We start from the raw sequence: 25,943 nt of genomic DNA, 5'->3' as shown, positions 1-25,943 counted from the left end.
CTGACTTCGCATCAAACATCCTCTGCTACTGCTGCTTTTCATCGCCCCGGCGTTGTCGCCGTTGCTGAAGAGAGCGAGATTATAGCGGATCATTTTCAATAGTCAAAGACCCAAGGTGAAGTTCTCGACAAGAACTCACGTGCAAGCATCCCGCGCACGCATTCCGCGCATGCATCCTGTTGTACGGGCGCAGGTCGTTGGCGCACATCATGTTAGGCGAATCGGATAGACCTCCGTTACACTACGCCTGTCATGGTGTCAATTAACCACGCTGCCGCCCTTATGTGATGTGCGGCGCTCTACTGGCCAAAAGAAAAAAGAATCGATTTGAAGCAACCTACTCATACCATTCCAAGCCGCGAGGAAATCCTCGCTGTCTTCCGCGACGCCGCTGAATCGCTCGATGCAGCCGCCCTGGCACATGCCCTTGATGTTCAGCCCGCAGCGCAGGAAGTCCTCGGCCGCCGCCTGAACGCCATGGAGCGTGACGGCCAGATCCGTTCCGACCGCAGCGGCACCTATATGCTGGCCGATCATTCCGCCTTCGTGGCCGGCAAGGTCAGCGCGCATCGCGACGGTTTTGGCTTCGTGATTCCCGACGAACCAGGTCCCGACCTGTTCCTGTCCGACCGCGAGATGCAGAAAGTGCTGCACGGCGACCGCGTCATGGCGCGCGTGACGGGCATGGACCGCCGCGGCCGTCCGGAAGGCTCGATCGTCGAAGTCGTCCAGCGTGCCAACACGCACATCATCGGTCGCCTGCTCAATGAAGAAGGCGCGTGGATCGTTTCGCCCGAAGACCAGCGCATTGCCCAGGACGTGATCGTTACCGGGCCGACCGGCAACGCGCGTGCGGGGCAGGTCGTCAGTGTCGAACTGCTGGAGCAGCCAGGCCGCTTCCAGAAGCCGACCGGCCGCATCGTCGAAGTGCTGGGTGAGCTCGATGACCCGGGCATGGAAATCGAAATCGCCGTGCGCAAGTTCGGCGTGCCGCACATCTTCTCGCCGGCCGCGCTCAAGCAGGCAAACCGCCTGCCGAACGAAGTCATCGATGCCGATCTGGCCAACCGCGTCGACCTGCGCGACGTGCCGCTGGTGACGATCGACGGCGAAGACGCACGCGACTTCGATGATGCCGTCTACTGCGAACCGGTGACCATCAAGGGTGTGAACAGTTTCCGCCTGCTGGTCGCCATCGCCGACGTGAGCCACTACGTCAAGCCGAACGACTCGCTCGACGCCGACGCCATCGAACGCTCGACGTCCGTCTACTTCCCGCGCCGTGTGATTCCGATGCTGCCCGAGAAGCTGTCGAACGGCCTGTGCTCGCTGAACCCGGCGGTCGACCGCTGCACGCTGGTGTGCGACATGGTCGTGTCGCAGGACGGCGAAGTCACCGCGTACCAGTTCTACCCGGCCGTGATGCACTCGGCTGCGCGCATGACCTATAACGAAGTGGCCGACATCCTGGCTGACGCCAACGGCGAGCAAGCCAAGAACCGTCCAGGCATCGTGCCGCATCTGCAGCACCTGAACCAGGTGTTCCGCGCGCTGCTCAAGGCGCGCCAGGAACGCGGTGCCATTGACTTCGAAACCACCGAAACCTATATCGTTTGCAATGCGCTGGGCAAGATCGAGAAGATCATCCCGCGTACCCGCAACGATGCGCACCGCTTGATCGAAGAGTGCATGCTGTCGGCCAACGTGTGCGCCGCTGATTTCCTGCTGCGCCACAAGCACCCGGGCACGTTCCGCATTCACGCGACGCCGACCGAAGAAAAGCTGAACCAGCTGCGCACCTTCCTCAAGCAGGTGGGCCTGAATCTGGCCGGCGGCAACAAGCCGAGCGCGCGCGATTACGCCGCCGTGATGCAGCAGATCAAGGAGCGTCCGGATGCGCAACTGCTGCAGACGATGATGCTGCGCTCGATGCAGCAGGCCGTCTACAGCCCGGACAACGTCGGCCACTTCGGTCTGGCGTTCGAGGCCTATGCGCACTTCACCAGCCCGATCCGCCGCTATCCCGACCTGCTGACGCACCGCGCGATCAAGGCGATCCTGCTTGGCAAGAAGTATGAGCCGAAGGGCATTGACCTGGCCAAGCTGAACACGACGCAGTCGAACTCGGCCCGCAAGCAGGCCGCGAAAGACAAGGCTGACGGCAAGGCGCCGAAGAACGAAAAAGACCTGACCATCTGGGACGCGCTGGGTGTGCATTGCTCGGCCAACGAACGCCGCGCCGACGAAGCGTCGCGCGACGTCGAGAACTGGCTCAAGTGCTTCTTCATGCAGGACAAGATCGGCGAAGAGTACACCGGCACCATCGCTGGCGTGACCACCTTCGGCATCTTCGTGCAGTTGGACGAGCTGTTCGTTGAAGGCCTGGTGCACGTCACCGAGCTGGGCGCTGACTACTTCCAGTACGACGAAGCGCGCCACGTGTTGCGCGGCGAGCGTAGCGGCCAGAGCTATGGCCTGACCGACAAGGTGACCGTCAAGGTTGCACGCGTCGATCTGGAATCGCGCAAGATCGACCTGACGCTGGCGTCTACGCCGGGCGCCGAGTCGTCGGGCGACGATGCCGGGCGCGAGCGCAATCAGGGTGGCCGCAACAAGGAACAGCGCAGTAACGAGCCACGCACGAACGATGGCCGTCAGAACAATGGCGGCAACGGTGGTGGCAACGGTGGTGGTAACAACGGCGGCGGCAACGGAAATAACAACGGCAACAACAACGGCGGCAACGGCAAGCGTTCGCGCGGTGGTCGTTCGCGTGGTCCGAAGCCAGGCAACAACGGCGGCAATCACGATAACGGTCGTCCACAGCAGTCGCCACTCGAGATCGCGCGTCCGCTTGGTCAGGACGGCATCGAGCCGCAACAGGCCAAGCCGAAATCGCGCAAGGCCCGTCAAAAGGCCAAGGCGGCCGAGCGCGCTGCAGCAGCAGCAGCGGCACCAATGACGACAGCGACGCCACAGGCACCAGTGCAGGCAGCGAAGCCGGCGCCAGCACCAGCACCAGTCCAGGCGCCAAAGCCAGTGCAGACGCAAAAACCTGCGCCTGTGCCAGCACCAGCGCCAGTTGCAGCAGCGCCAGCACCAGCACCGGTCGCGCAGCCAAAGCCTGCCGAAGCAGTTGCTGCGCCAGCACCAGCCCGCAAGCCGCGTGCAACCAAGGCCGCCGTCAACGACGTGGTCGCGGCTGCACCAGCCGCTGCACCAGCGCCGGTTGCCGACGCCAAGCCAGTGAAAGCCGCAGCAAAGAAAGCGGTCGCGAAAGCGCCAGTTGCAGCAGCACCAGCTGCAGCGGCACCGGTCGTGGCAGCGCCAGCGGTCAAGGCCCCAGCCAAAAAAGCTGCTGCCAAGACGGCTGCCGTGAAAGCGCCAGTCGAGGCAGCACCAGTCGACGTGCCGGCCAAAGCAGCAGCGGTCAAGGCACCAGCGAAAAAGGCAGCGGTCAAGGCACCAGCCAAGTCAGCAGCAGTCAAGGCGCCGGCCGAAGCCGTTGCTGTCAAGGCGCCGGCCAAGGCGGCGGCAGTCAAGGCCCCGGCCAAGGCAGCAGCAGTCAAAACGCCAGCCAAGGCAGCAGCGACCAAGGCCCCGGCCGAGGCAGTCGCTGCCAAAGCACCGGCCAGCAAGGCAGCAGCTGCACCACGCAAGGCCGCAGCCAAGGCTGTCGCTGAGCCGGCCGCACCGAAAGCTGTCAAGGCCCCGGCCACGACCGCAGTGAAGACCGCGTCGAAGACTGCAGCAAAGACCGCAGCCAAAACCAGCAAGAAGTAAGTCCCTGAAAGTATTCGAAAAGTAGCAAATGAAAAATAAAATGATTTTCGGCTTCCACGCCGTGACCTCGCGACTGCGTCACGAGTCGCAGTCGGTGGAAGAAATCTTCGTCGATGCCGAGCGCAACGACGGCCGCATGAAGGACCTGATCGCCAACGCCAAGGCGGCCGGCGTGCGCGTGATGCCGGTCGAGGCAGCGCGCCTCGACAAGATCACCGGCACCCGCCGTCACCAGGGCGTGATCGCGTTTGCCAGCCAGCTCGCGCTGGCGCGCAATCTTGATGAGCTGCTCGACGCCATCGAAGGTCCGCCGTTGCTGCTGATCCTGGACGGCATCACCGATCCGCACAACCTGGGCGCCTGCCTGCGCGTGGCCGACGGTGTCGGCGCGCACGCGGTCATCGTGCCGAAGGACCGTGCGGTCGGCCTGAACGCCACCGCCGCCAAGGTCGCCAGCGGCGCCGCCGAAACGGTCCCTTACATCACGGTGACCAACCTGGCGCGCACGATGCGCGAGCTGAAGGAGCGCGACATTCTCCTGATCGGCACCACGGACGACGCCGACAAGGGCCTGTACGAAGCCGACTTCTCGGGCCCGGCCGCACTGGTCATGGGTTCCGAAGGCGAGGGCATGCGCCGCCTGACGCGCGAGACCTGCGATGTGCTGGTCAGCATCCCGATGTTCGGTTCGGTCGAAAGCCTGAACGTGTCGGTGGCCTCGGGCGTCTGCCTGTACGAAGCGCGCCGCCAGCGTATCGGCCGCGACAGCTGATTGTGCTTCATGCCCGGATTGCTGCGCTCGCGGCAATCCGGGCAGTTTCATCCCTCCGCAGCACCCAATTCCCATCCAGTAACGCTATTCCCGAACCGGCGACGAAGCACGCCAGGCCATCCTGCGCCAACGAGGGTGGTAAACTCGCTTCGAACAACTGAACCGTTTGGCATAACAAGGAATCGCATGACGAATGAAATGGTGGCGGTACTCGATCCTGTCGAGCTGCGCGTGCTGGCCGTGCTGGCCGAAAAAGAAGGCCTGACCCCCGATAATTATCCGATGTCGCTCAACGCGATCGTCAACGGCTGCAACCAGTTGTCGAGCCGTGATCCGGTCATGCAGATCAGCGAAGCGGTCGTGCTCGACACGCTGCAGCGCCTGGCCGAGCGCAAGCTCGTGAATGCCATCTCGCAGGCCGGTGCGCGCGTTGTCAAGTACGAACACCGCATGCGCATCAAGTGGACGCTCGAGCAGGACAAGCTGGCCGTGCTCACGATCCTGATGCTGCGCGGCCTGCAGACCGCAGGCGAAATCCGCACCCGCAGCGGGCGCCTGCACGAATTCAAGACGGTGGCCGATGTCGAAACGGCGCTGCAATTTTTGATCGACAAATACCCGCCGCTGGTCGTGAAACTCGAGCGCGCGCCGGGCACCAAGGAATCGCGTTACGGCCAGCTGCTGGGCGGCGAAATCACCATCGTCGCCGGCAGCGAGCAGACCTCAAGCAGCGCGAGCAACCTGACGCAGGGTGGTCGCATCGCGCAGCTCGAAGAAGAAGTCGCCGCGCTGCGCGGCGAGATGGAAGACCTCAAGGGCCAGTTCGAGGCGTTTCGCCAGCAGTTCCAGTAACCGGCTCGAACGCCAGTTCGATCAGCGCATCGTCGCCCCAAGCCGGGTCGTTCATGGCGGTGCGAAAGCTCCGCCCTTCGACTGGCAGATCCTTCGTGCGATCACCTTCACGCAAGGTGGCGCGCGCGAGGCGCTCCGGCGTGTCGAACTGAAAGCCCTCGCGCTCGGCATTGAAGAAGTTGCACCAGTTGGGCGTCAGCAGCACGCTGTTGACGAACAGCGTGCGCATCAGGCCAAGCTCCTCCTTGCCGATCGCGACCATCACGTGGCATTCAAGCCGCAGGTCGCCGAGGCGCCGTACGTTCTCCGGCAGGCCGGGCGAGCGCACCAGCGGCGTCACGCGGTACATGCGCCGTTTCCGATTGAGCACCAGTTCGCTGTCCGCCGCCAGCGCGGCGCTGCTGCGCGGCACGATCGTTTCGAAAGCATCGTTCAACACCAGCGGCAGCACGAAGTCGTCCTTGCCTTCCAGGCGCAGCGCCAGTGGCGCCTCACCCGGCTTGGGCGTCTTGTCGGTCCAGGCGCGGCGCTCGACGCGGAAGCGCAAGGCCTCGGCTTTTGGTGCCATGCTGTGATGGCGCTCGAAGGCGTCCAGGCCCGCGACGATCGCCGTGTACTTGCGCACTTCCGGTTTGCGGATCGCGTTGACGTGGATGGACTCGGGGCTGTCCGGTGGCGTGTCGGCAGCGCTGGCGCTGGTGTTCATACCCAGCAGCATGCTCAACATCAGGATGTGATGAAGTCGCATCGCGCTTACCCCTCGTCACGCCAGCGGCGCAGGCGGATCGCGCCGTAGATCATCGCGCAGCCAGCGGCCGCCGCGATCCAGACACCCGGCGTGAGCAGCGTGGCATACGACGTGCCCAACAGCAGCGGACCATCCAGACCGGCCTGTTGCTGCTGCGCTAGCGCCGCGCCATTGACTTCGCCAAACCAGATACCGGGGAACACGCCCAGCAGCACCCGCGCCACGATCTCTTCGCCGAACCACTTGACGTTCATCGATACCCCGGCAAACCGGCCAGCCAGGAAATCGAACCAGGCCAGGATGGCGAGCGCCACCAATGGCGCACCGACGGCCCACAGGAACACGCGCGACTTCGCCCAGCTCGACACCAGCAGCAGCCAGCCCACTGTCGGCAGCGCCCACAGGATGTACAGCGGCAGGAAGCTGATCAGATACACGGGCGCCAGGTAGAAGTCGACATTGGCCAGCACCGGTGCGATCAGGTTGATGCCCTTGATGGCGCCGCCCAGCAGGCCGATCACCAGCAGGATCAACGAGGCGGCGATGCCGATCGCGATCGTCGCCAGTGGCGCAACGAGCAGCGCCGTCGCGACCTTCGACAGCACGGTCTGCGCATCGGACATCGGCAGCGATTTCCAGAACAGGATGCTGCGGTCGCGCCGGTCGTCGTACAGCGCCGCCATGCAGTAGAAGAACACGACCACCGGCAGCACGAAGAACAGCGGCGCCGTGATCACCAGGTAGCTCGAGGCGGCGGCGGTGGCCAGCTTGGCCAGCACCGCGGGCGGCAAGCCATTGACCGTCATGACTTGTTCGCCGCTGACCTGCATGTGGAACGACGGGTTGGCGATGATCGCGTACAGGAAGCCGCCACCGAACAGCAGCACGATCACGGCGGCCACGGCCAGCGGCGCCCAGAAGAAGGCGCCCTTGTGTTCCCACAGTTCGCGCCGGATCAGCCATTTCATGGTGCTCATTGGCGTAGTCATGCGTAGGTTCCTTTCATGGTGGCGACGAACAGGTCGGCCACGCTCGGGTTGCGTACCTCGCCCAGTGCGGCCAGCTGGGTGCGGGACAGGCCGCCGGCGCGCAGTGCGTCGAACAGCATCACGGATTTGCCGAACACGGTGCGCTCGTCGATCGGTTGCAGCGCCCTGGCCGCCGCCACCTTGTCGGTGCCCACCATGACCTCGACGTAGCGTTCGCCGATTTCTTCCATCGACGCGGCCAGTGCGATCTTGCCATCGCGGATGAACAGCAGATCGGTCAGAATGTGCTCGACTTCCTCGACCTGGTGCGTCGTGATGACGATCGTCTTGTTCTCGTCAAAATAGTCTTCGAGCAGGTTCTGGTAAAACGTCTTGCGGTAGATGATGTCCAGCCCGAGTGTCGGTTCGTCCAGCACCAGCAGCTTCGCGTCGATTGCCATCACGAGCGCCAGGTGCAGCTGCACGATCATGCCCTTGGACATTTCCTTGACCTTCATCGTCGGCGTCAGCTTGGTATTGGCGATATAGCGTTCGGCCTTGCTGCGGTCAAAGCGCGGATGCACGCCCGCCACGAAGTCGACCGCATCCTTCACGCGCAGCCAGCGCGGCAGGATGGCGACGTCGGCGATGAAGCAGACGTCCTTCATCAGCTCATCGCGCTGGGTGCGCGGGTCCAGGCCCAGCACCGACAGCTCGCCCTCGCACTGGATCAGGCCAAGGGCCGCCTTGAGCGTCGTCGTCTTGCCCGAGCCATTCGGGCCGATCAGCCCGACGATGCGGCCGGCGGCGATCTCGATGTCGATGCTGTCGACGGCGACCCGCTTGCCGTAGTGTTTGGTCAAGCCCCTGGCGGAAATGACGGCGTTCATGCGGCACCGTCCTTGTCCGCGTTGTTCAGCAATTGCTTGATGTCCAGGCCCAGTCGGCGGATGCGCTCGAGCATCGCCGGCCACTCTTCACTGATGAAACGTTCGCGCTCGCTGGCCAGCAGTTTCTCGCTGGCGCCTTCGGTGACATACATGCCAATTCCCCTTCGTTTTTCCACCAGGTTGTCGTCGACCAGTTCCTGATAGGCCTTCGACACGGTGATTGGATTGAGTTGATAGTCGGCCGCGATCTGGCGCACCGAGGGCAGGGCGTCGCCAGCCTTGAGAACGCCGTCGAGCATCATGCCAACGACGCGTTCCTTGAGCTGGCGGTAAATCGGGGTCTTATCGTTCCAGCCGACGGTCATCTAGGGCCTCCGTGGTGGTTCGGTGCAGCGTCAGGGTGTTGCGCATGCCTGCCTCCTCATGGTGGTGTGTTGAAGTGGTGTTGTAGTTGAGTATAACAGTGGTCGCGCAAACGTCAATATGCAGACGCGAGATCATGCGGGGCGGGTAAAACGCGGGAGGACGTTAGAGAATGGCGCCGTCGACGTCGTGACGGACGAGGCTGCCGTCTGCGTGCAGCGCGATCCAGCCGCCACGGTGTGGCGCTTCGTCGAGCTCCCAGTCGGGCAGCACGTAGCGCAGCTTGTCGCCGTGCGCGTGCACGGCGGGCCGGTGCGTGTGCCCGTGAATGATGACGTCGGCATCGAGCGAAGCAAACACATCGGCTACCGCATCTGGTGTGACGTCCATCGTCTCGTAGGATTTGCCCGTGTGGGCTTCGCGTGAACCTTCGCGCAGGCCGGCAATAATGCCCTTGCGCTGCGCCAGCGGCATGCCGAGAAATTGTGCCTGCCAGTCGGGAGCGCGTACCTGGGCGCGAAACGCCATGTACTTCGTGTCGAGCGTGCACTGCGCGTCGCCATGCACGAGCGCGACGCGGCGTGTGCCGGCCTCGATGACATGGGGTTCCTGCAGCAGGGTCAGGTGCGCAGCGTGCGCAAAGCCTTCGCCAATCAGGAAGTCGCGGTTGCCCGCAATCCAGAAGACCGCCACGCCGGCATCGGCGACGGCGCGGATCGCCGTGATGATGGTCTGGTGAAACGGATCGGCAACGTCATCGTCGCCGGCCCAGTATTCGAAGATATCGCCGAGCAGATACAACTGCTCGGCATGCACCGCGCGCGCGGCCAGGAAGCGTAGAAACGCGTCCAGCGTGCGCGGGTGCGAGACCTGCAGGTGCAGGTCGGAGATGAACAGCGCGAACTGGCGCGCAGGCAGCGTCATGAGACTGGCTGAGGCTGGCGCGCGCCGCGCATTACAGGACTTCGATTTTCTCGATGATGACTGGGTCCACCGGCACGTCGGAGTGCATGCCGCCGCGGCTGGTCTTGACGTTGTTCAGTGCATCGACGACGTCCTGGCCTGCAGTGACTTTACCGAACACGGCATAACCCCAGCCATCCTGGCCCGGGTAGTCGAGGAAGGCATTGTTCTTGGTGTTGATGAAGAACTGGGCCGATGCCGAATGCGGATCCGACGTGCGGGCCATGGCCAGCGTGTACTTGTCGTTCTTCAGGCCGTTCTTGGCTTCGTTCTCGACGGTGGCCGGGGTAGGCTTTTGCTTCATGCCTGGCTCGAAACCGCCGCCCTGGATCATGAAGTCCTTGATCACGCGGTGGAAGATCGTGTTGCTGAAGTGACCCTTGTTGACGTAGTCGATGAAGTTGGCAACGGTCTTCGGTGCTTTTTCAGCGTCCAGTTCAGCGGTGATGTTGCCCTGGTTGGTGGTGATGAGAATCGTCGTCATGCGGTGTCCTTGTTGTTGGTTGATGAGCGTGCGCGCCGGATGCAGGCGCGGCGGAACCGTTATTTTACTAGCTTGTCGCCCTTGAGCAGCGTCACGGACGTAATCTTGATCGGGACGACCGGCACGTTCTGCATGCCGCGCACGTCGTCGACCACGACGGCCTTGATCTTGTCGACCGTTTCCTGGCCCTTGACCACCTTGCCGAACACCGTGTAACCCGAACCGCCGACGAACGGAAAGTCGATGCCCGAATTGTCGGCCACGTTGATGAACCATTGCGACGTGGCGCTGTCAGGATTGTCTTCGCGTGCCATCGAAATCGTGTACGGCTGGTTCGACAGGCCGTTGTTCGATTCGTTCTTGATGGGTTTCTGCGTCTTGCGGCCCTCGAACTTTTCGTTCATGCCGCCGCCCTGGATCATGAAGCCGTCGATCACGCGGTGGAAGATCGTGCCGTTGTAGGCGCCCGATTTGGCGTAGGCCGCAAAGTTGGCCACGGTCTTGGGGGCTTTCTCCTGGTCGAGTTCAACGACGATCTCGCCCATGCTGGTCTTGATCGCATACTGCGGCATGTCGGCTGCCAGCGCGCTGCCGGAGAACAGCATGCCGCAGGCGAGGGCGGCGGTCGCGCCGGCCATGCGCACGAGGGCAAAGCGGCGGGTGAATGACGATGACATCTGGCTTCCTCTGATGGACTGCGCACGGGGCGCTGTCAAGGGTTGTCCCGAAAATAAAGCTGGTCCTGATGGGGCCAGCCGGGTTTTTATCAATGCTATACTTTCCCGGAAGCGTTTAAGAGAAGCGTTTGCATCCGAACGTCCCATTCTATCAAATAAGAATAACACCGAGGACCCAGGCGAACCCCACGCCGCACCCGTCTGGCTGGCGCGCATGCAATGCTGCGCCGGGATGGTCGTTGCGGCGCCGGCGGCCGTTTGCCAGCCTCGTGCGAACCGAAAATTCAATGAGCCAACTCAAGATTTACAACACGCTGGCGCGTGACAAGCAGGTCTTCGTCCCGAAGGTCGCCGGCAAGGTCGGCATGTATGTCTGCGGCATGACCGTCTACGATTACTGCCACGTTGGCCACGCACGCATGATGATGGCGTTCGACGTCGTGTACCGCTGGCTGCTCGCGTCCGGTTACGAGGTCGAGTACGTGCGCAACATCACCGACATCGATGACAAGATCATCAAGCGCGCCGTCGAGAACGGCGAAACCATCGGTGCACTGACGGGCCGCTTCGTGCAATACATGGACGAAGACACGGCCGCGCTCGGCATCCTGCCGCCGACCGTCGTGCCGCGCGCCACTGAGTACGTGCCGCAGATGCTGTCGATCATCGGCAAGCTCGAACAGAAAGGCCTGGCCTATCAGACCGCGGACGGCGACGTCAATTACGCGGTGCGCGGCTTCGACGGCTACGGCAAGCTGTCCGGCAAATCGCTCGACGACCTGCGCGCCGGCGAGCGTGTCGACGTCAACACCGGCAAGCGCGATCCGCTCGACTTCGTGCTGTGGAAAGCGGCCAAAGCATCCGAGCCGGCTGAAGCCAAGTGGGATTCGCAGTGGGGGCAGGGGCGGCCGGGCTGGCACATCGAATGCTCGGCCATGTCGTGCGCGACGCTGGGCGAACACTTCGACATCCACGGCGGCGGCGCCGATCTGCAGTTTCCGCACCACGAAAACGAGATCGCCCAGTCCGAAGGCGCGTTCGGCGCGCCGATGGTCAACTACTGGATCCACAACGGGTTCGTGCGCGTCGATAACGAAAAGATGTCCAAGTCACTGGGCAACTTCTTCACGATCCGCGACGTGCTCAAGAAGTACGACGCCGAAGTCGTGCGCTTCTTCATCCTGCGCGCCCATTACCGCAGCCCGCTCAATTATTCCGATGTCCACATCGACGACGCGAAGGCAGCGCTGACCCGCCTGTACACGGCGCTCAATGGCATCGAGCTTGGCAGCGAGCCAGTTGCCGTCGACTGGGATGAAGCCCATGCGCGGCGCGTGCGCGACGCGATGGACGACGACTTCAACACGCCACTGGCGGTGGCCGCGCTGTTCGATCTGGCCGGCGAAGTCAACCGCACGCGGTCGATTGACGCAGCGCGCCAGCTCAAGGCGCTCGCCGCCGTGCTCGGCCTGCTCGAGCGGTCGCCGCAGGCGTTCCTGCAGGCAGGCAGTCCCGATGCGGGCGAGGGCGGGCTGGACGAAGCGGCGATCCGGGATGCGATCGCACGCCGCGCGGCCGCCAAGGCAGCGCGCGACTTCGCTGGCGCCGACGCCATCCGCAAGCAGTTGACGGAGGCGGGCATCGTCCTGGAAGACAAGGCCGACGGAACGACCTGGCGCCGTACATAATGCCAGCGAACAAGGACAAGTCGGGCAGCGTGGCTGCATTGGCAGGCGCGTCGCCGGCGCACGATGCGCTCGCCGTGCCGATCTACTGGGCCGAGGCCAAGCGCGAACTGATGCAGCGCGACCGCATCATGAACAAGCTGATCCCGCAGTTCGGCGACCTGCACCTGCGCGGCCAGCCCGACCCGTTCACGACGCTCGCGCGCTCGATCGTCGGCCAGCAGGTCACGCCAAAAGCGGCGGATCTGGCCTGGGGCAAGCTGCTGGCCGTCTGCCCGACCCTGGCCCCGAGCCAGATCATCAAGCTGGGCGCGGTCCAGCTGTCCGGCTGCGGGCTGTCCAAGCGCAAGACCGAATACATCCTCGACCTGGCCGACCATTTCAAGGCCAAACGCGTCCATGCGGACCTGTGGTCCGAGATGGATGACGAAGCCGTGATCGCCGAGCTGATCCGGATTCGCGGCATCAGCCGCTGGACAGCCGAGATGTTTTTGATATTTAATCTGCTGCGGCCGAACGTCCTGCCACTGGACGATCCCGGCCTGATCCAGGGCATCAGCCAAAACTATTTCTCGGGCGAACCTGTGTCGCGTAGCGATGCGCGCGAGGTGTCGGCCAACTGGGAACCCTGGCGCACGGTGGCGACCTGGTATTTGTGGCGCAGCCTGGACCCGGTCGCCCCTGCGGCCTGAGCCCCCGATCCGCCCGACACGCCACCGGCTTACGGTAGAATAGCGCCCTGATCCGCCGCGCAGCCACAGAGCGCGGCCAAGACATTACCCCGGAGTGACAATGACTAAATTAACTTTCCTCGATTTCGAGCAGCCGATCGCCGAGCTCGATTCCAAGATTGAAGAGCTGCGGTTCGTACAAGATGATTCCGCTGTCGATATCTCCGAGGAGATCGATCGCCTGGACAAGAAAAGCCAGCAGCTCACCAAAGACATCTATGCCAAGCTGACTCCGTGGCAAGTGTCGAAGATTTCGCGTCACCCGCAGCGTCCGTACACGATGGACTACGTGAATTCGATCTTCACCGATTTCCATGAACTGCACGGCGACCGCACGTTTGCCGACGACCAGTCGATCATCGGCGGCCTGGCCCGTTTCAACGGTCAGCCCTGCATGGTCATCGGCCACCAGAAGGGCCGCGATACCAAAGAGCGCGCGATGCGCAACTTCGGCATGCCCAAGCCCGAAGGCTACCGCAAGGCCATGCGCCTGATGAAGCTGGCCGAAAAATTCGGCTTGCCGATTTTCACGTTCGTCGACACGCCGGGCGCATTCCCCGGCATCGAAGCCGAAGAGCGCGGCCAGTCCGAAGCCATTGGCCACAACCTGTATGTGATGGCCGAACTGAAAGTGCCACTGATCGCCACCATCATCGGTGAAGGCGGCTCGGGCGGCGCGCTGGCCATCGCGGTGGGCGACGCCGTGCTGATCCTGCAGTACGCGACGTACTCGGTGATTTCGCCGGAAGGCTGCGCATCGATCCTGTGGAAGACGTCCGAGCGCGCGGCCGATGCTGCCGACGCACTGGGCCTGACCGCGCATCGCCTGAAGGCCATGGGCCTGGTCGACAAGATCGTCAACGAGCCGCTGGGCGGCGCGCACCGCGACCCGAAACAGATGGCGCAACTGCTCAAGCGCGCTCTGGCCGACACGCTGCGCCAGTTCCAGGGCATGAAGACCAAGGACCTGCTCGAAGCCCGTCACGCCAAGCTGATGGCGTATGGCAAGTTCAAGGAAACGTTGCCGCGCGAAGAGTAAGCAACAAGAGTAAGCGAGTCTCAACAGTGAGCAGAACCAATCGCGGGACCGATCCAGCCGGATCGGTCCCGGCAGCATGCAATGAGGCGCTCGCGCGCCTGTCCACCACCTACGCGCCCACCTCGATCGCGATCGCCTGCAGTGGCGGCCTCGATTCAATGGTTCTGCTGCACCTGGCCCATGCCTGGTGCGCGCGGCAGGGGATCCCCTTATTTGCCTTCCACGTCCATCACGGCCTGAGCCCGAACGCCGATGCCTGGCTCGCGCATTGCGAACGCAGCTGCGCAGCGCTGGGTGTGCCGTTCGACCACCGTCGCGTGACGATCCCGGTCGACGGTTCCGGCGTGGAAGCGGCCGCACGCCGCCCACGTTATGCGGCGCTGGGCGCCATGTGCCGTGAGCATGGCGCGACGCTGCTGCTGACCGCCCACCACCTCGACGACCAGGCTGAAACCGTGCTGCTGCAATTGCTGCGCGGCTCGGGCCCGGCCGGCTTGTCCGGCATGGAAGCGGCCAATCGTTCGCCAAACCTGTTGGGCGACGATGTCACCGTGATGGCGCGCCCGCTGCTGACGCAGTCGCGCGCAGCGCTCGAAGCCTACGCCGCGACGCACGCGTTGCGCTGGGTCGAGGATGAATCCAACCAGGATGCGCGCTATGCACGCAATGCGTTGCGCCATCAGGTGATGCCGGCGCTGGCCGCGAACTTCCCTGGCTTCCAGGCGCGCCTGGCGCGCGGCGCCGCGCACGTCGCGTCTGCCCAGCGCATGCTCGAAGAGCTGGCGGCGCAGGACTTGGCCGCTTGTCTGGATGGCGATGCGGTCGATTTGGCGGTGCTCGGCGCGCTTAGCGCCGACCGCATCGACAATTGCCTGCGTCACCTGTTCGCCGTACGCGGGCTGGCGATGCCGTCGACGGCGTGGCTGGCCGAAATGGTCTGGCAATTGTTCTCGGCGCGCGACGATGCACAGCTGAAGGTCACGCACCCTGACTGCCACATCCGCCGCCATCGCGGCAAGCTGTACCTGACGCCGCATTTGCCCGAACTGGAAGGCATGCGCGACCCCGACGACCTCGGCATCTTCGTCAAGGAAGGGCAGCGTTTCCGCTGGCAGGGCGAAGCGTCGATGGCGTTTCCGGCATATGGCGGCGTGCTGCACTTCGTGCCGGCCGCGCGCGGCTTCGACGCTGCCTGGCTGCGCGTGCTGCCGTTGATGATCGATTTCCGCAAGGGGGGTGAGCGCCTCAAGACCGCCGCCAACCGGCCCACGCGCGGCCTGAAGGCGCACTTCCAGGCGCTGGGCGTGCCGGCCTGGGAGCGCGAGCGGCTGCCCACCGTCAGCCGTGGCCGTGAGCTGCTGTTCGCCGCCGGCATCGGGATGGATTGCGCGCATGTGCTGGAAGGCGGCGAGGAGAGGATCGAATTGCGCTGGGAAATGGCTGCTGTCTGACACGCTTGGGCAGCTTCGATGCGAAACGCATTAGGTTATGTTCTTTTCGTATAGCTTTTGCGCCAACGAGCCTTGTGATGCCGCGCTGCACCATGCTAGAGTGAGGGTCCCTTTTTGATCCTTACCCTAGCTGGAACCCTTCCTGATATGGCTTTAATTGTCCACAAATATGGCGGGACGTCGATGGGATCGACGGACCGTATCAAGAATGTCGCGGCCCGTGTGGCCAAGTGGCACGACGCAGGTCACCAAATCGTCGTCGTACCGTCCGCCATGTCGGGCGAAACCAATCGCCTGATCGGTCTGGCCAAGCAGATCATGGACCAGCCCGATCCACGCGAACTGGACATGATCGCCTCGACCGGCGAGCAGGTGTCCGTTGGCCTGCTGGCCATGGCGCTGCTGGCCATCGGCAAGGACGCGGTCTCGTACACCGGCTGGCAGGCGGGCATCCGCACCGATTCGTCGTTCACGAAAGCACGCATCCAGTCAATCGACGACACGCGCGTCATGCGCGACCTGGCCAATGGCAAGATCGTCATCATCACGGGTTTCCAGGGCATGGACGAGGATGGCAATATCTCGACCCTGGGCCGCGGCGGTTCGGACACTTCGGCGGTGGCAATTGCCGCGGCGCTGAAGGCGGACGAATGCCTGATCTATACCGATGTCGACGGCGTCTACACGACCGATCCGCGCGTGGTCGACGAAGCACGCCGCCTGTCGAAGATCACCTTCGAAGAAATGCTCGAGCTGGCCTCGCTGGGCTCGAAAGTGCTGCAAACCCGCTCGGTGGAATTTGCAGGTAACTACCAGGTGCCGACGCGCGTGCTGTCGTCGCTGACCGATCCCCTGATGCCCCTGGCTGAAGAAGCCAGCTCCGGCACCCTGATTTCGTTTGAGGAAGAAAGCAATATGGAACAAGCCGTCATCTCCGGCATCGCCTTCAATCGCGATGAAGCAAAGATCACCGTCCTGGGCGTGCCGGACAAGCCGGGCGTCGCGTTCCACATCCTGGGCCCGATCGCCGAAGCCAATATCGAAGTCGACATGATCATCCAGAACCAGTCGGTCGACGGCAAGACCGACTTCACCTTCACGGTGTCGCGCAACGACTACGTGCAGGCAATGAAGGTGCTGGAAGACCAGAAGGACAACCTGGGCGCGGCCAAGATCGTCGGCGACGCCAAGGTGTCGAAGGTCTCGGCCGTGGGCGTGGGCATGCGCAGCCACGTCGGCGTGGCCTCGGACATGTTCCGCACGCTGTCGGAAGAGGGCATCAACATCCAGATGATCTCGACGTCGGAGATCAAGATCTCGGTGCTGATCGACGAGAAGTACATGGAACTGGCCGTGCGCGCCCTGCACAAGTCATTTAATCTGGAACAAAGTTAAGTCAGTCTGCAATTTTTTGGGTGTGTTTTCTTGACCAAATGAGCACCAACCCTTAAGATGCTTGCACTCAGCGCTGACGGAAACGTTGGTACTGATTGGAGACGTGGCCGAGTGGCCGAAGGCACATCCCTGCTAAGGATGCATACGGCTTATACCTGTATCGTGGGTTCGAATCCCACCGTCTCCGCCAAGAACGATGAAAAAAGCCACCGCAAGGTGGCTTTTTTCTTTACTGTCCCGTTTCCTTGCCACCTCGCACAGCCGGGGTCAGGTTTGACATTCGGACACGGCCTCAGCAAAGCCGGGGTCAGGTCTGACATTCGGACACGGCCTCAGCCCTAAGCGTTTCCAGTGGTGTTTTGCCCAGAACATGGGTAGTCCGGCGCCTGCCGTTTCCGGCTACCCCACTGGTGAGTTCGTGTCCGAATGTCAGACCTGACCCCAGCTTTTGACCCCCGCCTTTTGACCGGACTGTCGAGATCGTGTCCGAATGTCAGACCTGACCCCGGCTGTTCACTTTCGCCGGCTCTGGAGCAGGATCGGTGCACCCCCGTTAAAATGCTGGATGCCGCAATTGCTGGTCCAACAGTTTCAAGGGAGTCTCTCGCATGAACGTTTCATCCACTCCCGCAGTGTCCGTTAAAAAAATCCGCGTCGGCATCGTCGGCGCTGGTACCTGGGCCGAGTATGGCCATATCCCGTCGCTGGCTTTGTTGCCCGAGTTCGAACTGACGGCTGTCTACAGCCGCAGCGCCGACAAGGCCCAGGCCTTCGCTGTCCGTCATGGCATTGCCCATCCCCTCACGTCGCTGCAGGCGCTCGTCGGGCATCCTGAGGTTGATCTGGTGCTGGTGCTGAACCAGGCGCCGCAGCACGAGGCGGCTGTTCGAGCGGCCATTGCCGCTGGCAAGGACGTGTATTCGGAATGGCCGCTGACCACCAGCACCGCCGTGTCGACTGAGCTGGCGGCGCTGGCTGAACAAGCCGGTGTGCGCCATGTCGTGGGTCTGCAGCGCCGCCTGTCGCCGAGTTACCGCTACATGAGCGATCTGCTGGCCGATGGCTATATCGGCGAGTTGCGTTCCGTGCGGATGCATGTCAGCGTCGACGCGTTCGGTGCGCGTCGCATGGGTTATCTGGCTTATACCGTGCCGACCGAGAATTTCTCGGATCTGCTGCCGATCTTCGGCGGGCACTTCCTCGACATCCTGTTCCGGCACTTCGGTTTTCCGCGCACACTGAGCGCGCTGACGGCCAACCAGATCAAGCAAGTGACGATCGTCGATACCGGTGCCACTCTGCCGCGCACCAATCCCGACCAGGTGCTCGTTACCGGCACGTTCGCCAACGGGGCCGTGCTGACGGTGCAGCTCGAAGCAGGCAAGCGCAACAATGCCGGCGTGCAGATCGATCTGACGGGGACCGAGGGCGACCTGCGCATCACCAATGCGACCAGCTTCGGGCCGTCGGTCAACCTGATCGAAGGTGCCCGCGGCGACGCGCAGCCATTGCAGGCGCTGCCCGTGCCGGCGCAGTACGACTGGTTGCCCGAACACGACCTGGGCGGCAGCGTGGCCGAGCTGGCTCATCTGTATGCGGCGTATGCCCGCGACGTACGCGATGGCACGCAGCTGGCGCCGACGTTCGCTGACGCTGTCAGGATGCATGCGGTGATCGACGCGATCATTGCGTCCGACCGCAGCGGCAGCAGGGTCGACCTGGCCGGCTGATCCGGCAGGCCGCGCACCTTCTCACTTTTCTTCCGCGTTCGCAGCTGCGGTCCATGGGTCAACCATGCGCCGCCGCTGCGGCGTTTGCCATTGCATTTCACATGACACCAGATACCTTGCAGCACCCCGACGAACTCCGTGATCAACCCGTCGCCCCCAGGCTGCCGCTGACTTCGCTGCTGGCCCTGACAATGGTCAGCTTCGTCGTCATCCTCACCGAAGTCTTGCCCGCCGGGCTGCTGCCGCAGCTTGCCGCCAGCCTGAACAGTTCGCAGTCCGTGATGGGGCAACTGATCAGCATTTATGCGCTGGGCTCGGTGCTGGCCGCGATCCCGCTGGCGGCGGCCACGCAAGGCGTCGGTCGCCGCACCTTGCTGCTCACCGCCATGGCCGGCTTCGTGATCGCCAACACGATCACCGCACTGTCCACGAGCCTGACGCTGATTTTTGTCGCCCGTTTCCTGGGTGGCGTGGCGGCGGGGCTGGCCTGGGCCATGTTGGTCGGTTACGCCGCGCGCATGGTCGCGCCGCAGCACAAGGGCAGGGCGATTGCCATTGCGATGGCCGGCACGCCGCTCGCGCTGACGGTCGGCATTCCGCTCGGTACCTACGTCGGCAATCTGGTCGGCTGGCGCATCGCGTTTGGCGCGCTCAGTGCACTGGCCGCGCTGCTGATGCTGTGGATCGTACTGCGGCTGCCGGCATTGCGCGCGATCCCCGGCCAGCAACGCCAGCGCGTGGCGCAGGTGTTTGCGCTGCCCGGCGTGCGCACCGTGCTCGCCGTCCTGCTGCTGTACGTCGTCACGCACAACCTGTTGTACACCTATATCGCGCCGCTGGTGACGCTGGCCGGGCTGGCGCCGCGCGTGGACTTCCTGCTCGCGCTGTTCGGCGGCGCTGCGCTGCTGAGCCTGCTGCTGGTGGGGGCGCTCGTCGACCGCTGGCTGCGCCAGCTGGTCATGACGAGTACCGGCTTGTTCCTGCTGGCGAGCGTGACGCTGGCGCTGTGGCCCGGCGCGCCGGCCGCGGTGTATCTGGCGGTGGCCATCTGGGGACTGGCGTTCGGTGGCGCGGCAACCTTGTTCGTGACGTCGCTGTCGAATGCGTCGGGCCCGGCCCAGGATGTGGCGCAGTCGATGATGACGACTGTCTGGAATCTGGCCATCTTTGCCGGCAGCGTCGTCGGCGGCATGCTGCTGGGCCAGTTTGGCGCAGGGTCGTTTGCCTGGGTCGCCACGGCGACGCTGGGCGTGACCCTGCTGATCATCTGGCGCAGTCGTGCGCAGTGTTATTGGCGCGGTGCTGCGTCGAAGCTGGCCAAATGATCTCGTGCCGGCTTATTTGCCCACGCCGTTCTTGATTTCGGGATCCGTGGTGGCGATCAGCTCGACGACAGGCGCTGACGATTTGCCGGCAGCATGCTTGCTGAACACCAGGATGACACCGCGCGTCGTGTGAGGCGCCACTGGCACCAGCATGAACCGGTTGCCGTCGAACTGGCAGGCACTCGGAAGGCGATCGTCGCTGACCGACAGGGTGCGCGCCACGCCCGCGTACAGGGTGACACTCCGGTCGAGGCGATCGAGCGTCAGCGGGGTGTGCTGCAGGATGGTCTCGACGTCCGGCTGGTACAGCATCACGCTATCGGCGTCGCTCCCGCCATGCTTGGTATTGAGCTCTTTCGCGGAGATTTTTTCCCAGGCCTGCTCACCGTCCACCTCGGCGTAGTACCACACGTGTTCCACACTGCCGTCGTCGGGGATGACGGGCACCACGAAGAAGATCGGTGCACTGCCTGGCACGGCTGAGGTGGCGTTGGGGGCTGCTGTTGTCATGGTGCGTTCCTGGTTGGTACTGCGTTAAGAAATGCTGGCGATTGCGGCCGGTAGCCGCCTTGCGCCAGCGTCTGTACATCGGCGCCCGTGATGGCGCCTTCCCCTGCACATGCGCGCGCCACGAGCCAGGCTTCGCGCACGAAACCTGCCTGGCCGGTGTCGATGGCTGGTTGCAACGCACTGCGCGTGTCTTTGCACAGCGCGGTTGACCAGGATCCGGCAGAAGCGCTGGCGTCGGCCTGCAGCAGCAGCAGGTCGGCCCGTGCCTGCAGTTCGCGGCCCTGCCACAGAAACGGGTGCTGCGCCATCAGGTTGCTGACGTCCTGGGCGACGCTGCTGGCCACGGCGCGCGCAGCGGTCCAGTCGCGTGCCCGCATGGCTTGCCCGGCAACGGCAAGGCGTGTCTGCATCACGCTCTGGCGCCACTCGCGCACGGCCTGCTGGCCTTTGCCGTCGCTTGCCAGGCGGCGCTGCAGCGCGGCAAGCTGCGCAGCGATGGGCAGGCCGGCCTCTGCCTGTGCCAGCAGCAGCGCGCTGTCGGCCAGCAGGCTTTCTGCCTGCCAGAAGGCATTGCTGGCGCCATCGACCAGCGCGCGGCGCATCCAGCTCACGGCCGCCAGCCTGGCAGCGATTCCCTCGTCGCGCCGGCCCAGTGCCTGCAGGGCCTCGGCGCGCCGGCTTTCAATGACGGCCAGGTCGCGCAGCCGCACCGATTCGCCCGGGCGCGCCTGTTGCAGTTGCTGCTGTACGGCGCGCGCGGTGTCGTACAGCACCAGCGCGTGCGCGCTGTTGCCTGTCAGGTGTGCTATCTGGCCCAGCCAGGCGCGCGCACTGGCCACCGCATCCTGCGCATCGACATCGCCCGGGTGGTCGGCCAGTACCGCCAGCTTGAGCGCGAGCGACGCCTCGAAGCCACGCTGGGCGTCGCTCCAGCGCCCCCGGCGCATCGCAATCGAACTCAGGCTCCCGAGCGCATAACCGAGCTCGGCCCTGGCCTGGGGATGCGCCGGTGCAGCGGCCAGCCAGGCCTGGCTGGCGGCGCGATAGCGGGTCATCTGCATGGTGGCGTCATCGAGGCGCCCTGCGTCGTAGGCAATCTGGCCAAGCCAGAATGCGCTGGCGCCCAGCGTCTTGTAGTACTCGCCGATATCGATGCCTGGCGCTGGTCCCAGCGCCGAGAGCAGCGCGTAGGCACGCGCCAGCGCCGTGCCGGCCATCGCAAGCTGGTGCGTGCCGCGGCTGCTGTTGACTTCGCCGATCACGACCAATGCCTTGGCGCGCTGCAAGGTGTCGGCGGGCAGTTCGTCGCGCAGGTCGACGGGATTGAGTACCTGCAAGCCGTGTTCACCGATGCTGGCGAGCAGGTCAAGCTTGCCGATCGGCCGCAACTGGTCAGCCAGCTCACCCAGCATGAAGGTGGCCAGGCGCCGGCTCTGCAGTTCGCGCGCGGTGACGGTCTCGGCCAGCTGCGCGTTGCGCACGGCGGCCAGGCCGGCGCTCACCGCCAGCGCCAGGACGCCAGCCACGGCGGCCACGCGCCAGCGCGTATGCGACTTGAGACGGGCCTGCGAGCGCGCCACGAAGTCATGCTCGTCGCGCCCGAACAGTTGCGGTGAGGCGCGCACCGCGCTGCTCGCTTGCCACAACAGCGGCACCCGCGGCAGCAGGCAGGCCCTGGCACGCCCGCTGTCCAGCCAGCGCCGGACCCAGGGCGCCAGCTCGGCGCGTGCGGCCAGTGCGACCCGGTGCTGCGCCACCCACGCCGTCACGCGTGGCCACCGGCGCAGCAAGGCTTCGTGCGCGACACGAAAGCCGATGTCGCCACCGCCCAGGCGGTCTGCCACCAGCAGGCGCGCGTCGATCAGCGCCTCGGCCAGAGCCCGCTCGTGCGCGTCGGTGAGGCTGGCGCCGATCACCGAGCGGCTGGTGGGCGACGCATCCTCGGCCGACAAGGTCACCAGCCGCGGCAGCAGGCGCGCCAGCGCCGCTTGCTGCGCGCCGGGCAAGGCTGCCAAAATCGCTTCGGCCCGGCTGCTGATCGCGCCTTCCAGTCCGCCCAGTGCATCGTAGGCGGCCCAGGTCAGTTCGTCGCCGGGCGCGCGCGCCAGATACAGTGCCTGCAACGTGTATTGCAGCAGCGGCAGGGCGTCACCCGCCTGCATCGCATCGGTGCACAGGCGGTCGTCCAGCCGGTTCAGGCGGCTCGTGTCGCTGCCGTAGGTCAGGTTGGCCGCGCGCGCCGGCAGCCGGATCATCTGCATGATGGCCTGGGCGTCGGGCGGCGCCAGGTCCATATGCGCCCCGTGTTCCTTGCCGTGCATGAGCAGGCGGTGGCACGACAGGCTGGGATAAAAGTCGTTGCGGCACACGGCCAGCACCAGCGTCATGCTGCTGCGTACCAGCCGTTCGATACAGTCGAGAAACGCCTGGCGGTCCGCGTCCCTGGCCGGCTCGAACAGGCCCTCCAGGCGGTCGAGCACCAGCAGTGGCAAGCCGGCATTGTCGGCGCGCTGCGCCTGCAAACCAATGCGCAGCAAACGCAGCACCTCGTCCGGCTCGCTGCGCAGCAGCTCGGCCAGCGAGACGATGCTGTGGCCCGACAGCAGCGCGACATTGGCGAACTCCCAGTCGAGCAGCGCCCCGGCCAGCGCCTGCCACGGGCCACTTTCGTCGAGCGCGCCCAGGTCGAGCACGGTCGCAGTGCAGGCCCGCAGGCGCTCTTGCGTGAGCGCCCGCGATGGCGCCGATGCGGCCAGCATGGCCGGGATCAGACCGGCACGCACCAGCGACGTCTTGCCGGAACCGCTGGGGCCCAGCAGCACGACCAGTGCATGGCCCCGCGCCTGCTGCTCGCCGAGACGGCGATGCAGCTGCCGGATCGCGTCGTCACGGCCAAAGTACACGGCAGCATGTTCCGTGCCGAACGGTTCCAGGCCGCGAAAGGGCGATGTGCCGCGCCATGCACCGCTCAGGCTGCGCGGCCCGTGATCGGACAGCACGCGGATCGGGGCGATCAGCCGGTAGCCCTGCTTGCGGATTGTTTCGATGTAGCGCGGGCTGGTGGCGGCGTCCTGCAGTGCCCGGCGCAACCCGGCAATGACCTTGTGCACCTGGTTGTCGCCCTGGACCTGACCCGGCCAGCAGGCATCGAGCAGGGCCTCGGCGGTGACGACTTCGCCGCCACGCCGGCACAGTTCGGCCAGCACGGCCATCGGCCGCGGCTCCAGCGCAACCATGTCGTCGCCGCGCGCGATCCGGTGTGTCGCCAGGTCGACCGTCCAGTCTCCCAGCAGGAAACGGCCGGCCGCCACCACCGGGTCGCCGTCTTGCAATGCGCGTAATTCGGGTTGCGATGCGTGTGTCAAGATCACTCCGTGAGCGTGGGCGAGGCGCATCCTCGCGGGCCGGGGCAGGTCAGAAAGACCCGCAACCATGACAGGGTTTCAATATGGCACGTAAAAGATGGTTTTGTAAACCTGTCAATGTTTCGGTTGCGCTTGTCTGTCCGCCCCGGGGTGCCCGCGCACGGCATGGCTGAGACTCTTCCGGCCAAAAAAAATTTCACAAAGGAATCAATGACTTGGCGACGGGAAGGTGGCCGGAAGGTGTGATTCCGGTCGTCAACGTAGAGTGTTCGCGACGGGCTCGAGTAGCGCGACTTACCGGAGAGCACGATGAACCAACCCGCATTGTCACTGATCACCAGGGCATCGGCCGTGGACAATGAACAACGTCCCTGTTCGGACGACGCCATCCGCGAGGCATTGCGGCGTGTCCTGACGAGCAGGCAGTTTGCCAAGGCGCGGCGCTGTACGGCCTTGCTCGCCTACCTGGTCGAGCGGGTGCTGGCGTGCGATGGCGCGGATGCGTCGCCGCCGGAGCACGAGATCGGCGTGGCCGTGTTCGGCCGCGATCCGGCCGCGTATTCCCCGGCAGACGACCCCATCGTCCGGGTCCAGGCGGGACGTCTGCGCCTGCGCCTGACGGCGTATTACGCCGACGAAGGGGCCGCCGACGTCTTGCGCATCAGCGTGCCGCAGGGCCGCTACCACGCCCGCATCCTGTTTGCCGACCACCATCCCGCGGGCGGCGCCGTGTCCGCCGGTGTCCCGCTTTTGCTGTTCAGTCCGCTCATCTGCCTGTGCGCCGACTTACCGGCCAGTCATTTCACGGCAGGCCTGAATGACGAACTGGGATTCCGTCTGTTCCGTGAACTGCGCTCGCTGACCCTGCCTGGCGGCGACAGCCCGGCGCCGGGCGAAGCCCGGCCGCGCGCGCTTTACGTGCTCGAGGGCACCGTGCGCCACGATGCGTCGCTGCTGCGCGTGTCGCTGATCCTGCGGGATGGGGCCGGGGGCACGGTGCTGTGGTACGCGCAGTTCGACCGCGCCGGCGACATCGACGGTGCAATCGGCGACCAGGAGCAGATGGCTGCGCGCTGCATGGCCGCCTTCCAGCAGCACCTGCCGCCCAATATTGCCTTGCCAGGCCGGTAAGGCAATGGCCCCGTATCGCCCGCTGCTGGCCATCGTGGTCAGCCACGAACAGCCGGTGGGCACAGGCATGCATCTGCGTTTCATCCCCGACCTCGACACGGCCGCGCTGATGCTGCGCGAAAGGCTGCTGCTGCGTCATACGCCCGATGGCGCCGAACTGTGGCGCGGGGCGGCGTACCAGGACGCCGTCACGCTGCCGCTGGTGTTTCAGGTCGTCACGCGCAACGTCCAGTTGCAGTCCTGCACGCAGTGGCCGGTCGCGCGGCCACTTCGCTATGTCGGCGTGGCAGGCCAGGAGCAACTGCGGCCCGAGACCCTGGCCGCCCCGGGCGCCTCACAACGGCCCCTGCTGTCGGTCGAGATCGACTATTGTCCGGCGCCGGATGGCGCCTGCTCGACGTACCGGATCGCGCTGGCGGCCAACCGGCGCGACTGACGCCGGTACGCGTCGGCGTGGCCGATTTCGTCACGCACATACTCTCCCGTCCGGCGCTTTTTGCCCATCCCCATCGACCAGCTTCGGCGTCACCGCGACGCACGCGTCTTGCCGGACTCAACGAGGCGACAGTCTCCCGCCATAGCCGCTATAGTCTGCGTTATCAAAATTACCAATAAGGTCAACCCCATGTCTACTGTCACCACGGCCAGCGCAGCGTACGTCCGCCCGCCAGGCGTGCTCCACACGCTCCTGCTCGCCGGCAGCGTCTCGCTGTTCCTCGGCGCATTGCTCAGCGATTACACCTACTACACCACCTACCAGATCCAGTGGAGCAATTTTGCTTCGTGGCTCAACGCCGGCGCCTTGCTGTTCGCCGGGCTGGCGCTCGTGTTCGCGCTGGTCAATCTGCTGCGGGCCAGGCCAATGGCCGGTCAGCCGCTGAACTACTTCGTGCTGCTGCTGCTGACCTTCGTGATCGGCCTGGTCAATGCTTTCCAGCATGCCAAGGATGCCTGGGCGCTCATGCCGACTGGCCTGATCCTGTCGGTGATCGTGTTCATCCTGATCTGCATTACCGCTGTCATAGGCCTTAACCCACGTTCGGGAGGACTGAAATGAATCGCTCGAGCGCACTTGCCCTGT

General features: G+C 64.6%; 21 protein-coding genes, 1 tRNA gene and 1 pseudogene. 14 read left to right on the top strand and 9 right to left on the bottom strand.

Going from position 1 to position 25,943, the window contains the following annotated elements; all coding sequences use genetic code 11:
- Positions 1-327: 327 nt before the first annotated feature.
- From rnr to AC56LN_RS21100, 3 genes and pseudogenes are all read left to right on the top strand, one after another.
- A pseudogene (gene rnr / locus AC56LN_RS21110) lies at positions 328-2,587 on the top strand (ribonuclease R); the annotation flags it as partial.
- A gap of 1,224 nt (positions 2,588-3,811) precedes the next feature.
- Positions 3,812-4,555 carry a 23S rRNA (guanosine(2251)-2'-O)-methyltransferase RlmB gene (rlmB, locus tag AC56LN_RS21105; protein ID WP_183551326.1) on the top strand — a complete coding sequence of 248 codons (744 nt, stop codon included), beginning with the start codon at positions 3,812-3,814 and terminating at the stop codon, positions 4,553-4,555.
- A 186-nt stretch (positions 4,556-4,741) separates the two neighbouring features.
- Positions 4,742-5,407, top strand: a complete 666-nt coding sequence (locus tag AC56LN_RS21100; RefSeq protein WP_258837690.1) for a YceH family protein — start codon at positions 4,742-4,744, stop codon at positions 5,405-5,407.
- Here AC56LN_RS21100 and AC56LN_RS21095 read toward each other — a convergent pair.
- From AC56LN_RS21095 to AC56LN_RS21065, 7 genes are all read right to left on the bottom strand, one after another.
- The gene (locus tag AC56LN_RS21095) at positions 5,367-6,155 is read right to left on the bottom strand and encodes a hypothetical protein (protein ID WP_499574558.1); all 789 of its coding nucleotides are present in this window, start codon (positions 6,153-6,155) and stop codon (positions 5,367-5,369) included. The genes AC56LN_RS21100 and AC56LN_RS21095 overlap by 41 nt on opposite strands.
- Before the next feature lie 5 nt (positions 6,156-6,160).
- Positions 6,161-7,144: a hypothetical protein gene (locus tag AC56LN_RS21090; RefSeq protein WP_482898383.1), complete on the bottom strand. Its 984-nt coding sequence runs from the start codon at positions 7,142-7,144 to the stop codon at positions 6,161-6,163.
- Positions 7,141-8,013: an ABC transporter ATP-binding protein gene (locus tag AC56LN_RS21085; protein ID WP_499574557.1), complete on the bottom strand. Its 873-nt coding sequence runs from the start codon at positions 8,011-8,013 to the stop codon at positions 7,141-7,143. Before AC56LN_RS21085 ends, AC56LN_RS21090 begins: the two co-directional genes overlap by 4 nt.
- Entirely contained in the window at positions 8,010-8,378 is a 369-nt protein-coding gene (locus tag AC56LN_RS21080) for a GntR family transcriptional regulator (RefSeq protein WP_499574556.1), read from the bottom strand. The genes AC56LN_RS21085 and AC56LN_RS21080 overlap by 4 nt, the downstream gene beginning before the upstream one ends.
- Before the next feature lie 163 nt (positions 8,379-8,541).
- Positions 8,542-9,300 (bottom strand): UDP-2,3-diacylglucosamine diphosphatase, encoded by a 759-nt coding sequence (locus AC56LN_RS21075; RefSeq protein ID WP_499574555.1) that lies wholly within the window; start codon positions 9,298-9,300, stop codon positions 8,542-8,544.
- A gap of 31 nt (positions 9,301-9,331) precedes the next feature.
- Complete coding sequence (locus tag AC56LN_RS21070; protein WP_482898387.1) at positions 9,332-9,823, bottom strand: peptidylprolyl isomerase; 492 nt, start codon at positions 9,821-9,823, stop codon at positions 9,332-9,334.
- 59 nt (positions 9,824-9,882) lie between these two features.
- Positions 9,883-10,500 carry a peptidylprolyl isomerase gene (locus AC56LN_RS21065; RefSeq protein WP_499574554.1) on the bottom strand — a complete coding sequence of 206 codons (618 nt, stop codon included), beginning with the start codon at positions 10,498-10,500 and terminating at the stop codon, positions 9,883-9,885.
- A gap of 287 nt (positions 10,501-10,787) precedes the next feature.
- Between AC56LN_RS21065 and cysS the strand changes: the two genes are divergently transcribed.
- The 8 genes from cysS (at position 10,788) to AC56LN_RS21025 (ending at position 19,856) form a co-directional block, all read left to right on the top strand.
- Complete coding sequence (cysS, locus tag AC56LN_RS21060) at positions 10,788-12,188, top strand: cysteine--tRNA ligase (protein WP_499574553.1); 1,401 nt, start codon at positions 10,788-10,790, stop codon at positions 12,186-12,188.
- The gene (locus tag AC56LN_RS21055) at positions 12,188-12,877 is read left to right on the top strand and encodes a DNA-3-methyladenine glycosylase family protein (RefSeq protein ID WP_482898390.1); all 690 of its coding nucleotides are present in this window, start codon (positions 12,188-12,190) and stop codon (positions 12,875-12,877) included. Before cysS ends, AC56LN_RS21055 begins: the two co-directional genes overlap by 1 nt.
- A gap of 100 nt (positions 12,878-12,977) precedes the next feature.
- Positions 12,978-13,955 carry an acetyl-CoA carboxylase carboxyltransferase subunit alpha gene (locus AC56LN_RS21050; protein ID WP_482898391.1) on the top strand — a complete coding sequence of 326 codons (978 nt, stop codon included), beginning with the start codon at positions 12,978-12,980 and terminating at the stop codon, positions 13,953-13,955.
- A 26-nt stretch (positions 13,956-13,981) separates the two neighbouring features.
- Positions 13,982-15,406 (top strand): tRNA lysidine(34) synthetase TilS, encoded by a 1,425-nt coding sequence (gene tilS, locus AC56LN_RS21045; RefSeq protein ID WP_499574552.1) that lies wholly within the window; start codon positions 13,982-13,984, stop codon positions 15,404-15,406.
- Between the two features lie 147 nt (positions 15,407-15,553).
- Entirely contained in the window at positions 15,554-16,801 is a 1,248-nt protein-coding gene (locus AC56LN_RS21040) for an aspartate kinase (RefSeq protein WP_343027264.1), read from the top strand.
- A 97-nt stretch (positions 16,802-16,898) separates the two neighbouring features.
- A tRNA-Ser gene (locus AC56LN_RS21035) sits at positions 16,899-16,991 on the top strand.
- A gap of 418 nt (positions 16,992-17,409) precedes the next feature.
- Positions 17,410-18,531, top strand: coding sequence for a Gfo/Idh/MocA family protein (locus AC56LN_RS21030; RefSeq protein ID WP_499574551.1), 1,122 nt, complete (start codon positions 17,410-17,412; stop codon positions 18,529-18,531).
- Between the two features lie 101 nt (positions 18,532-18,632).
- Entirely contained in the window at positions 18,633-19,856 is a 1,224-nt protein-coding gene (locus AC56LN_RS21025) for an MFS transporter (protein WP_499574550.1), read from the top strand.
- 12 nt (positions 19,857-19,868) lie between these two features.
- Here the strand turns inward: AC56LN_RS21025 and AC56LN_RS21020 are convergent, their stop codons facing one another.
- Together AC56LN_RS21020 and AC56LN_RS21015 are read right to left on the bottom strand one after the other, a co-directional pair.
- Entirely contained in the window at positions 19,869-20,366 is a 498-nt protein-coding gene (locus AC56LN_RS21020; RefSeq protein WP_499574549.1) for a hypothetical protein, read from the bottom strand.
- A complete protein-coding gene (locus tag AC56LN_RS21015; RefSeq protein WP_499574548.1) occupies positions 20,363-23,731 on the bottom strand; it encodes an nSTAND1 domain-containing NTPase in 3,369 nt (1,122 codons plus the stop codon). Before AC56LN_RS21015 ends, AC56LN_RS21020 begins: the two co-directional genes overlap by 4 nt.
- 309 nt (positions 23,732-24,040) lie before the next feature.
- Here AC56LN_RS21015 and AC56LN_RS21010 point away from each other — a divergent pair, with 309 nt between their 5' ends.
- From AC56LN_RS21010 to AC56LN_RS21000, 3 genes are all read left to right on the top strand, one after another.
- The gene (locus AC56LN_RS21010) at positions 24,041-24,862 is read left to right on the top strand and encodes a hypothetical protein (RefSeq protein ID WP_499574547.1); all 822 of its coding nucleotides are present in this window, start codon (positions 24,041-24,043) and stop codon (positions 24,860-24,862) included.
- Between the two features lie 4 nt (positions 24,863-24,866).
- Positions 24,867-25,298 (top strand): hypothetical protein, encoded by a 432-nt coding sequence (locus AC56LN_RS21005; protein ID WP_499574546.1) that lies wholly within the window; start codon positions 24,867-24,869, stop codon positions 25,296-25,298.
- 189 nt (positions 25,299-25,487) lie between these two features.
- Positions 25,488-25,919 (top strand): DUF2231 domain-containing protein, encoded by a 432-nt coding sequence (locus tag AC56LN_RS21000; RefSeq protein WP_482898399.1) that lies wholly within the window; start codon positions 25,488-25,490, stop codon positions 25,917-25,919.
- Positions 25,920-25,943: the final 24 nt, after the last annotated feature.

Source organism: Telluria sp. ZT3P26 (assembly GCF_059686035.1).
Note: the sequence above shows the minus strand (reverse complement) of the source record. Positions and strands in the feature narration are given on the sequence as shown.